This window comes from Sphingomonas sp. CFBP 13714 (assembly GCF_014842205.1).
GTDB lineage: Bacteria > Pseudomonadota > Alphaproteobacteria > Sphingomonadales > Sphingomonadaceae > Sphingomonas > Sphingomonas aerolata.
In genome coordinates this window covers 437,254-447,608 of record NZ_JACYVG010000004.1, presented here as the reverse complement: position 1 = coordinate 447,608, position 10,355 = coordinate 437,254, and the positions used below count along the sequence as shown (strand labels likewise).

Below are 10,355 nucleotides of genomic sequence, written 5' to 3'. Positions count from 1 at the left end.
GGACAGCCTCGGCTTCAGGTGGCAAACCACCCTCACCGCGTTCCCTATTAAGCCCCTTCCGGGGCACCGACGCGATCATGCCGCCCTGCTCGGATCGAACAGGTCAGCGGCGCCGGTCTATCTTGACGAAGACCATCGGGCAATCGGTCGGAGCGGCCATCACAGAGGTCAGAAGGGAAGTCGGTGCCCCTTAACGAATGGCGGTAACCGGGAAGGAGCGAATACGTCGCTAATGTCCGGCTATCGGGCCATGCGGGCTTAAAGTCGTTTTTCGAGCCATAAGCCACGCGTCGGACTGGCGCCCCTTAGCAGCTGATTCTGCTTCCCCTGTCGAACTCTCAACCCGCGCGATTGGAATACAGGCGGAGCAGTCGCCCGCCAGGTCCGTCTTCCAGCAGCCATAGCGCCCCGTCCGGGCCGGCCATGACCGAGCGGATCCGCGTGCCCATGGCCCACCGCTCCGCTTCGACGGGGACCGCGCCGTCGAACGCTATACGGATCAGCGCTTCCGACGCCAGTCCACCGACAAAGGCTGAGCCTCGCCACTGCGGAAACATCGTGCCGTCATAGAAGGTGAGCCCGGCCGGCGCGATGATCGGGCTCCAATACAGCGCCGGCTGCTGGAATTTCGTCTTGCCGGCGGGCGAAGCGATCGGCGTGTCGTCGTAGTTTTTGCCGTAGGATACGATCGGCCAGCCATAGTTCCTGCCGGGCTCGATCAGGTTCAGCTCGTCGCCGCCTTGCGGCCCCATCTCGGTCGACCAAAGGCGACCTTTGGCATCGAACGCCAGCCCGTAAGGGTTGCGATGACCCGTCGTCCAGGTCTCCGCCCGGGTCAGGTTCGGACCGGGAATCGTGACCTGGCGCACCGGCGCGGTGGCGGCGCCACCGGTATTTTCCGGCGGATCGATGATCCCGATGGTGGTCGCGCCGATCTTGCCGGCGCCGGGATTGCCGGGCGCCGGCGTGCCATCCAGCGTCAGCCTCAGGATCTTGCCGAGCGCCTGATCGGGGTCCTGCGCGGGCGTGAAACGCTGGCGTTCGCCGGAGGTGAGGAAAAGATAGCGGCCGTCGGGCGAGAATGCGATGTAGCCGCCGAACTGCCCGCCCTTGCCGCGGGGCAGTTGCCGCCACACAACCCGAAGGTCTCTCAGCACCGGTTGCGCCGCGCCGGGATCGAGCGTCGCGCGCGCCAGCGCCAGACCGTCGCCGCCCGCGCCGGGTTCGGCATAGGTGAGGTAGACGTGCCCGCTCTGCGCGAAGTCGGGCGCGGTGGCGACGAACAACAGACCGCCCTGTCCCTCGAAGTGGACGCGCGGCATGCCGCCGACCGGCGTCTTCACGCCCGCCGCGCTGACCAGCCACAGCCGGCCGGGCTTTTCGGTCACCAGCATCCTCCGGTCCGGCAGAAAGGCCAGCGCCCAGGGGGAGTCGAACGCAGCGACGGGATCGACCTTGAACGGCTTGGACGACGCGGGGGTCGCCGCGCCATAGTTCACCGGTGGCGCGGGCGCCTCCGAGCCGGCCGGTGGTGCGGCGCGGTCCGTCGGTCCGCAGCCGATCAGCAGCGACAGCGCAGCGATGGACAGTCTAGGATAGGCAGGCACAGGCGATCCTCTCAATACAGGCGGCCGGTGTGTCGCAAACGCGATCGAGCGACCAGCCGATTATCGCGTCGAACGCGTGATGCGTCGGCGCTGCACGTCCGTCCACATTGCCGGGCTCGGATGGCATTTGCCCGGCGTCTCATTGGCTGCTGCCACCGGTCCGCCGATTCCCGGCTTCGCGTGGCGCGGGCGTGATGACCAGTAGCGAGACGCCCTGCCGCGGCAGATCGAACGCCAGCGTGGCGTCACCCCTGCGAGCCGTCAGGCGCGTCGGCGCGGCATCCATGGTCGTGAGTTCGGCGGCCTTCAGCAACGTGGCACGCTGTTCGTTCGTCGGGGCGAGCGGCGATCCCATCGCGCGCCATGCGGCGAAGCTGTTCGAGTGGCTGGCGTCGATCCGGTAGTGGGTCAGTGTCGCGCCCTTGGCAACGGCGCGCGGTAATCGGCGCAGCTGCAGTCGCACCGCGGCTTTCGGCCCCGGCAGATCGTCGTCATGATAGTGCCAGACGAGCACCGCAAGCTTATCGCCGTCGAGGCTGGCGACGCTGCCGACGTCCGCGGTGCCGCGCACGCCCTCGGTCATCACTGTGTCCAACGCGACCTGATGGTCGGACATGGCGGGGACGTAGCGCCCCTTCATCTGTGCGAACATCTTGAACATGTTCATGACCGGCAGGTCGATGCCGTTCGAGGTGAGTTGGCGAAAGCCCGCGAACGGTGCCTGATCCTCGAACTCGAACGCCCACGACAGGATGCCCTCCAGATTGAGGCGATGGCGGTCGGCAAGCGCCAGCAGGCGGGGAAAGGATGCCGCGGTGTAGCTCGAGTACATGGTGCCGTTGCGGTACGCATTGGCCGGCCCCTGGCAGGCCGCGCAGCCTTCCGGATCGGATTCGCCGATTACGATGGGTTTGTTGCGGAATGCCGGGTTGGCGCTAATCGCTGTGAATTCATGCTCGGCGGCTTTGAGGTGGGTGTTCAGGGCCATGCGCACGTGGCCGCCCTTCGCATCCTGGACCAGCTCGGGCTGGCCCTTGGCATGGAAGGAGAGAAAGTCGGTCGGTGTGCCCGTTGCTTGTACGTGAGCCATGAATGCCGTCAAAAAGTCGTCACCGGCGCCGGCATTGTCCGGTCCTCCGACCCGCGCGCCGGGTAGCGCCCGCCGGACACCGCGCACCGCGGCATCGTGCAAACGGAAGAACTCCTCGCGCGTCCCGCCCCAGTAATATTGCGGCAGGTTGGCTTCGTTCCAGGTCTGAAAATACCAGCTCGCGACGTCTTCGCGGCCATAGCGGTCGACGCAATGACGCACCCACTGGTAGATCAAGTCTTCCCAACGCCCGTAGTCGCGTGGGGGATAGGCCCAGCCGGTGCGCAAGGCGCCGCTGCCCGGCCGCCAGTCATGCTGATAGGGGACCGGCCTGGTCGACATCGCCTCGGGCATGAAGCCGAGCTCGACATAGGGTTTGACGCCGCGCGCGCGGTACGTGTCGAAAATCCGGTCGACCACGGTCCAGTCATAGACCGGGCGACCGCTCGCATCTTCCGAATAGATTCCAGTGGACCCCCATTTCAGCGCTGGGGTGCCATCGCCCGAGGTCAAAAGGTTATGGGTGCGGAAATACACGTGGTCGGGCGCGAGTTTGCCCAAGGTCGCCAGCGTGGTTCGTCCGTCCTTCATCGTCGCATAGTTTGGCTCGTCAGCGCCGAAGAAGCGCCACACAGGGTCCACGGGCCGTTCGGGACGACCGGCATCGACCTCTACGACCACGGAAAACGCGTCGGGAGCAGGGGTCGGGTCGGCGCTTGCGGGAGCGAGAACGGCGATCGCCGCAGCACCGATCATCATCAACCGTATCATGATGTCGTCACCTGCTCCGCCGGAGACGAACATGATGCGGACGATGTCGTGTTTGACCACGCTAGCAGCGCGACGGCGGCCATCATGACCCGAACCGGAGATTTGAGTGGACAGCGGATCTCACGCGGGTTGCTGAAGTCCGGCAATGCCAGTTCGTGAATGGAGACTGCGGAACGCAGCGCAGGATGCTGAATTCGATCGAGCGGTACCATCTGCACGTCACTTCGTCCCTCGTGGCGAAAGCCAGCCGCCGTCGGCCAGCCAGTCGTGCAGACGATCAGGCCAGTGCAGGATCGATATCCGATCCGACTCGTCGAGGTTGAACGCATGGCCGCTGTCCGCATACATGTGCAACTCAGCCGACACGCCGCTCTTCCTCAGCTGTTCGTAGAGCGCGACCGTGGGTGCCGCACAGCAGGGATCGCGGCTTCCGGCGACCAGGAAGGCCGGCGGCGCGTTCTTGACGGCGGTGGCTGGGATGCCGCGCGGTCCGGGGAAGACAAGCACCTGGAAATCAGGGCGTGCGGATTGCGTGTCGACGGCATCGACGGCGCTGCGTCGTGCCGGCTCTGGATTGTCCGCGATCAGCGACACGAGTTCGCCTCCGGCTGAAAAGCCCATCGCACCGACGCGCTTCGGGTCGATGCCATAGTCGGTGGCATGCGCGCGAACCCAGCGCAACGCGCGCCGCGCATCGTCCGCCGCATCGCCCTCGACCGAGTATTTCGACCCAGGCTCGTTGGCGAGCCGGTATTTGAGGACAAACGCGGTGACGCCCATGCGATTCAGTGCGGTCGCGACCTTGGTGCCTTCATTGGCCCACACGAGCAGTTTGTGGCCGCCACCAGGCATGATCACCATCGCCGCCCCGTTGCGGTGCGCAGGCGCGGCGGGGAAGGCGATCAGCGACGGATCATGAATGTTGCGTACCCAATAGTCGCGGGCGATCTCGGCCTCGCCGTGGCGCGCAACTGATCCCGACGCGCCGTTGGGCCAGAGCTTGATCACGGTGTAGTGCGGCGGTTGCTCGGGCGCGGGATCCTGCGCCCCGAGCGGAACGGCCACCAGCAGCGCAACTGCCATGAACACGGCCCGTTTCACTTGGCTTGTACCATTGCGACCACTGCTGCGCGCGCGGTCAGGATGGAAGCCGGGCGTGCGCTTGCTCATGCAAGATTACCCGTATCACTGACGGCCGGGCTCGTCTGCGCCGCGGTGGCGATACGAGCCATGACATCGGTCTGCGCCAGCGCGGGCGAGATTGCGCAAATCGTCAAGCTGGAGAGGTACGAAAAAGGGCGCCGAACCCATCGAGGGGTGGCTTTCAAGCGGGATCCGTATCGCATGGTCGCTCTCCCGATCTTATCGTTCTTATTTGAGGATATCGATAGCGCTACCATAGTCCAACGATTTTTAGCAGGTTCCGCATAGCGAGAACTGAGCTGCGTCCTATGCTGCCATTCTCTCGCGCTCGCCGGAGCTTGGATGCCAAATCTCCGACGGGATAAACGCGTGACTATTCGTCTCAGCAAGGCTCCAGGCGTAATCGGCAAAATGTTCTGCGCGCATAAAATGCTGTTCCTGCTCAACCGGGTTGGTACTTTTTCTGCACGCATCCCGCGCCGCTGCTTCCTCTGCAAGCCATTGACTAATCTGGCGCTTTTCATTCAAAATAGATGACATGACAACTCCATAGCAACCATATGTGAGGCTAATCGTCGGAGTAACGCCTGATCTTAAGTTCTGGATCAAAGCAGGACCAAAGAATTATTCCAATATTTTTACAATTTATGTGCCGGGATACCGCCTCTTCACCGAAAGGTCATAGTCGCCATTTCCTCGTAACTCATTGCTTGACCTGATTAATCAAGGGCATCAGGTGATTGATACGGCGCGCGCTGCATGATCGAAGCATAGTAAATAGATTTTTCGACTCGAGTTGCTCAAGGCAGCAGCGAAGGGTGAACCCGCTACGATAGGCGGCACCGCGACAATGGGCTGGCGCTGATCTCGAAGGATAATGATTGTCTAATTGCGGACATTTGGCATCGCGGCCATGGACACGGCGGGGGGTGGCGCCAAGGCCTGCTGGCGGACCCGGGCTGTCTGCTTTTCACTGACTCGGATGGCCGGCCAGGCGACAATGGTAGCCGCAACGCTCCGTCGTCGCCCAAGGCCATCGTCGCGCGGACACACCTTCAGGACAATTGCGTCGGAATAGCACGCTGTTAAGATCGTGCGAAACAACAGTTAAATGGGGGAAGAGATGCGGGTCGTTCTGGCAACCATATTGGCACTAATGGGCGTTGCGCCAGCGAACGCGGTGATCGTAACCCGCGCATACTCGCTGACGGCGAGCAACTTTCAAAACTTCAACGGCACGCCGTCGCCGATCACGGCCTTGAGCGCGGCATTTCAGCTGACTTATGACGATAGCGTGAGCGGCTTTGTCGGTGCGCCGACCAGTTTCAGCAGCATCACCAATGGTGTGCCCAATGCCGGGCCGTTCGCGGCGGCGTCGATCTTTGGCTATTTTCCGGCGGCAGGTCCGATGGCGACCTTCCCCCGCCTGGGCGTGGGCGGCGCGCTTAACGGCGGCAACACGCTGTTGAACCGTACTGACGATTTCTACTTCACGTTCGACGCCAGCGCCGCTGGTCCGACCCGTGCGATGCTGAGCTTCACCGCCGCAGGCAATGCGACGCCGTTCATCGCGACCGATGCCATCGTCACACCCGTTGCCGTCGTGGCAGCCGTTCCCGAACCTGCCACTTGGGCCATGTTCATCGTCGGCTTCGGCTTGGTCGGCGGTGCCATGCGTCGACGCCAGCGGACGAATGTCCGCTTCGCCTGACGGCACTGTAGGGGTGACGAGTGCGGGTCGGGTGACGAGAGCTCAGAACCGTGCTTTAATCTGGGCGCACAACACGGAGATCTTGTGTGCGATACGCGATAAGCAGATTGGCCGGCGCGCTTTGCGTGGCTGGCATGGGGGCTGCGGGCTTCTGCCAGACCGGCTCGGTCGCACCAAACGCCGTGCCCGGATCGAACCCGATCATCCGCGACAAGTTCACCGCGGATCCCGCGCCGATGGTCGTTGGCGACCGGTTGTATCTGTATGTCGGACATGACCAAGCGCAACGGGACGAAATGTTCAACATGCGCGAATGGCTTGTTTATTCGACCACTGACATGACGCATTGGCAGGATCATGGGCCGATCATGAATGTCAGTGATTTCCGTTGGGCCAAGCAGGATGCTTGGGCATCACAGACGATCGCGAAGAACGGGAAATACTGGTTTTATGCTGCGGTGGAGCATGATGCGACACACCCGGGAAAGGCGATCGCAGTGGCGGTGGCGGACACGCCGACAGGGCCGTTCGTTGATGCGAAGGGCGCAGCGCTCATTACCAACCAAATGACCCCAAAGGGTACGCATAGTTGGGAGGATATCGATCCGACCGTTTATACGGACGAGACGGGCACGACTTGGATCGCGTGGGGCAACCGGCAGGCGTATATCGCCAAGCTGAAGGCTAATATGATCGAGATCGACGGTCCGATCACTGAGATTACGCCACCAAATTTCGAGGAAGGGCCGTGGCTGCACAAGCGCGGTGCGCTCTGGTATCTCACATATGCGTCGCTCGATCGATCGAAGCACCGGGACGAACGCGTGTCCTATGCGACCGCGACCAGCCCGCGCGGGCCATGGAAATATCACGGCGAGCTGACCGGATCCGGCAAGTACAGCTTCACTATCCATCCCGGTGTCGTCGATTTCAAGGGGCAGTCCTACTTGTTTCTGCACAATGCCACGCTCGCGATCGGCGACATGAGTGGAGCAATTGGTCGGCGTGCGGTGACCGTGGACCGGTTGTTTTACAACCCGGATGGAACCATGCGGCCGGTTGTTCAGACACAGGCAGGTGTCTCGTTGCCGGCTCCACGCTGAACGAACTCGACCTCTTGAAGCACTTGAACGATGGGATAGTCCGTGGGGAAGTAGTTTTGATTATTGGGTTTCCGGAAGCAGCCCGTCTGCGCTCACCGGTAGCCGGTCCGCCAACTCCGATCCGCAAGTGAGGAAACTGCCGCCTACTGCGAGATACCGTCTAGGAGAAGACAGGCCGGTTGCCCCCCCATCAGACGTATCCTGACTTCTACTTGTCATCCGCATGTCGCGCCCGAAATAGGCTTCGTCCTTCCGTGAAGTAAACGACGCCCAGAACTGCAACGCCGATCGCCAGGTAACCGAGGGCCAGCGGATAGGTTGTTCCGTCATAGGCCTGCCCGATGATGGAGCCGACGATCACCGCACCGACGCTGGTGATGAAGCCCTGTATCGAGGACGCCGTACCCGCGATGTGCCCTACGGGTTCCATCGCCATGGCACCGAAGTTCGACCCGCACAGTCCTATGCAGGTCATGCTGAGTGCCTGGAACAGCATGTACGTCTCCAGCGATTCCCGTCCGAAGCCGATTACTAAGAGGTGAAGCAGCGACAGGGCGATTAAGGCGAGCAATGCGGACTGGGAGATGAGGCGGGTGCCAAGCCGCTCGACGAGGCGGCTGTTGGCAAAAGATGCACAGCCCATCGAGAAGGCGCAGACGGCGAACAGAATCGTGAAGCGTTCGCCGGCATGGAACTCATCAACGAAGATCTGCTGGGCGGAGGAGACAAAGGCGATGATGCCGCCAAACGTCATTGAAGCCGCCACAGCATAGCCGGCGGAGAAGCGGTTCGTCAGCGTCAATCGGTACGCGCGGCCGAGCGACGCCCGCGACAAGGGTGAACGACGTTCCACTGGCAGGGATTCGCGCAAGCGCAGCGCAGACCAAGCAAGGACGACGGCCGCAAAGGTCGCCAGCGCGTAGAAGATAAAGCGCCAGGGCCCGAAGGCCAGCAGGACCTGGCCGAGGCTGGGCGCCATGATCGGCACGAGGAAGAAGATCATCTGAGCGACGGAGAGCGTGCGCGCCATCTGGCGACCCGAATAGCGGTCACGCACGATCGCGACCGCAAGTACACGCGTCGATGCCGACATAAGGCCCTGGAGTACGCGTGCGCCGAGAAGGGCGGGAAATGTCTGCGAACCTGCGGCGAAGATGCTGGCTGCCACGAAGCCGGCAAGGGTGACGAGCAGGATCGGCCTGCGGCCAAATCTGTCTGCAAGCGGGCCGTAGACGAGCTGTCCAGCACCGAAGCCCAGCATGTAGACCGTGATGATCCACTGTCGGTGGTTGGCCGTCGTGATGGCAAGCTGATGGCCGATGTCAGCGAGCGCAGGCAGCATCAGGTCCACGCCCAAGGCGTTTACCGCCATCAGCGCGGCGACGAACGCGACAAACTCGCCGGGACGCATGGAGGAGGAAGTCTGCTTATCGATCATCGCCGCCATCTAGGTCGACAATCTGCTGGTGACCATGCCTGCCAGCACGCACAAACGTCGGCTCACGAGAGGTGGATTATCGGGAGATTGGCTTTTTGACTCGCAGACAGCGTTCGATCAATCTCGGGGAAATTCTCGTTCGCCGGCAGTGGCCGTAGGCTCCCTGAACGAGCGTATGAAGTTGCAGAGAGCCGAGGACACGCTGAACGTCCAGTCGTAAGTCTTGCCGGAAGCCGTAAGTCAGGAGCGTGTTCGCCTAGTAGAGGACCTGTTCGGCTAAACGCTGTCCGATGGCTCAAACGTCCATTTGGCAGAAAGCATTGCCAGCAGAAGATCGACGTAGTTCCAGCCCTCGGCTCGGGCGGCGATCGCCGAGAGGCAATCTTGATTTTCGCGCCCCGGGCGACCCGGCCCCGTCATGTTGGGTTTCATGTTAAGATCGAACAGTTTGAACGTACCATGGCGATCGGCCCGGCAGTCTATTCGGATTGTGGTGCGGGCGTCGACCAGCGCGGCTGCCGATACGCAGCTGTCGATCATGGCCGCGATCGCGGGATTGCGGAGCTGCTCGGGGCTGATTGCGATGCTGTTGGCGGTAACCGGAACGTCGCCGTTATACGGTGCTACTCCGCCGCGCTGATCGAAGCGGTATACGGGCGGCAAGGCCCAGTGCGTCGATGCCCGCGAACCGTCTGAACGCGGAGACGCGGGCGGCATGACGGTGACGGTCATCTCGTCACCGCCAAGAAACTCCTCCACCATCAGCATGTCGCCGAAGGTGGCGGCTGCGATCAACGCAGCCGCGGCAGCGCGCAAGTCGCCGAGGCTTTCCACCAGGGTTACGCCCTGGCTGCCACGTCCGCGCACCGGCTTGACGATCATCGGAAAGGACATGCCGCGGGAAGTACACGCGTCTTCTACGTCCGCTAGCGCACAGACATTCTCCTTGCCCGTGCCGGACAACAGAAACGATCGCGCTACCGGCAGGCCAGACCCGGCTAGGAGGTGGTTGGTCTCGAACTTGTCGTCGAACGCCTGCATCGCCGCGGGAAGCTGCCCGACGATGTCGAAGTTGACCATTGCCGTCTCGAGCGGATGCCCTTCGAACAAGACCGTGTTCGCCCACAGGACCGATGCGCCGGCTGCGCCTGCGCTACGGATGCCCTCGGCCGTGTCCGGGAATACCCAGTCGAGCGCCTTGGAGGGGTCTGGCAAACAGGTGGGCGTGACCACAGTCACGCCTGCCGTCCGCAATGCAAAAGCGATATCCGCGCCGCCATCTGAATATCCGCCCGGTTTTGCGTCCTTTCGCAATCCGTCGATCAACGGTGGCGGAAGCGCTTGGTAGAGAATGGCGACCGGCGCTGTTTTCATGAATGATCTCCTGCGCATTGCGCACTAGCCCGGAGCTGCGCGCCAGAGCAAATGGCTGAAGTACTTGCTGTGGCGTGCGAACCAATCACTCTCATCGGCTGCCGGCCCACTTCCCTGT

At 62.5% G+C, this 10,355-nt stretch carries 8 protein-coding genes; 2 read left to right on the top strand and 6 right to left on the bottom strand.

Going from position 1 to position 10,355, the window contains the following annotated elements:
* Positions 1-338 precede the first annotated feature (338 nt).
* The 4 genes from IFT54_RS12195 to IFT54_RS12180 form a co-directional block, all read right to left on the bottom strand.
* Positions 339-1,607 (bottom strand): PQQ-dependent sugar dehydrogenase, encoded by a 1,269-nt coding sequence (locus IFT54_RS12195; RefSeq protein WP_342354820.1) that lies wholly within the window; start codon positions 1,605-1,607, stop codon positions 339-341.
* Positions 1,608-1,746: 139 nt separating this feature from the next.
* Positions 1,747-3,501 carry a GH39 family glycosyl hydrolase gene (locus IFT54_RS12190; RefSeq protein WP_244648884.1) on the bottom strand — a complete coding sequence of 585 codons (1,755 nt, stop codon included), beginning with the start codon at positions 3,499-3,501 and terminating at the stop codon, positions 1,747-1,749.
* Between the two features lie 186 nt (positions 3,502-3,687).
* A complete protein-coding gene (locus IFT54_RS12185) occupies positions 3,688-4,551 on the bottom strand; it encodes an alpha/beta hydrolase (protein WP_244648882.1) in 864 nt (287 codons plus the stop codon).
* A gap of 366 nt (positions 4,552-4,917) precedes the next feature.
* Positions 4,918-5,151, bottom strand: a complete 234-nt coding sequence (locus IFT54_RS12180) for a hypothetical protein (protein ID WP_192070792.1) — start codon at positions 5,149-5,151, stop codon at positions 4,918-4,920.
* Between the two features lie 583 nt (positions 5,152-5,734).
* Between IFT54_RS12180 and IFT54_RS20505 the strand changes: the two genes are divergently transcribed.
* Complete coding sequence (locus tag IFT54_RS20505; RefSeq protein WP_244648880.1) at positions 5,735-6,322, top strand: PEPxxWA-CTERM sorting domain-containing protein; 588 nt, start codon at positions 5,735-5,737, stop codon at positions 6,320-6,322.
* 107 nt (positions 6,323-6,429) lie between these two features.
* Positions 6,430-7,425 (top strand): glycoside hydrolase family 43 protein, encoded by a 996-nt coding sequence (locus IFT54_RS12170; protein WP_244648878.1) that lies wholly within the window; start codon positions 6,430-6,432, stop codon positions 7,423-7,425.
* Between the two features lie 208 nt (positions 7,426-7,633).
* Here the strand turns inward: IFT54_RS12170 and IFT54_RS12165 are convergent, their stop codons facing one another.
* Together IFT54_RS12165 and IFT54_RS12160 are read right to left on the bottom strand one after the other, a co-directional pair.
* A complete protein-coding gene (locus IFT54_RS12165; protein WP_192070828.1) occupies positions 7,634-8,836 on the bottom strand; it encodes a multidrug effflux MFS transporter in 1,203 nt (400 codons plus the stop codon).
* Between the two features lie 303 nt (positions 8,837-9,139).
* The gene (locus IFT54_RS12160) at positions 9,140-10,237 is read right to left on the bottom strand and encodes a biotin carboxylase (RefSeq protein WP_192070791.1); all 1,098 of its coding nucleotides are present in this window, start codon (positions 10,235-10,237) and stop codon (positions 9,140-9,142) included.
* Positions 10,238-10,355: the final 118 nt, after the last annotated feature.

What these genes read in the sequence shown, in the direction of transcription:
- IFT54_RS12190 (WP_244648884.1), bottom strand. Translation starts at nt 3,501, where the DNA reads ATGTTCGTCTCCGGCGGAGCAGGTGACGACATCATGATACGGTTGATG.
- IFT54_RS12185 (WP_244648882.1), bottom strand. Translation starts at nt 4,551, where the DNA reads ATGGCAGTTGCGCTGCTGGTGGCCGTTCCGCTCGGGGCGCAGGATCCC.
- IFT54_RS12180 (WP_192070792.1), bottom strand. Translation starts at nt 5,151, where the DNA reads ATGTCATCTATTTTGAATGAAAAGCGCCAGATTAGTCAATGGCTTGCA.
- IFT54_RS20505 (WP_244648880.1), top strand. Translation starts at nt 5,735, where the DNA reads ATGCGGGTCGTTCTGGCAACCATATTGGCACTAATGGGCGTTGCGCCA.
- IFT54_RS12165 (WP_192070828.1), bottom strand. Translation starts at nt 8,836, where the DNA reads ATGCGTCCCGGCGAGTTTGTCGCGTTCGTCGCCGCGCTGATGGCGGTA.
- IFT54_RS12160 (WP_192070791.1), bottom strand. Translation starts at nt 10,237, where the DNA reads ATGAAAACAGCGCCGGTCGCCATTCTCTACCAAGCGCTTCCGCCACCG.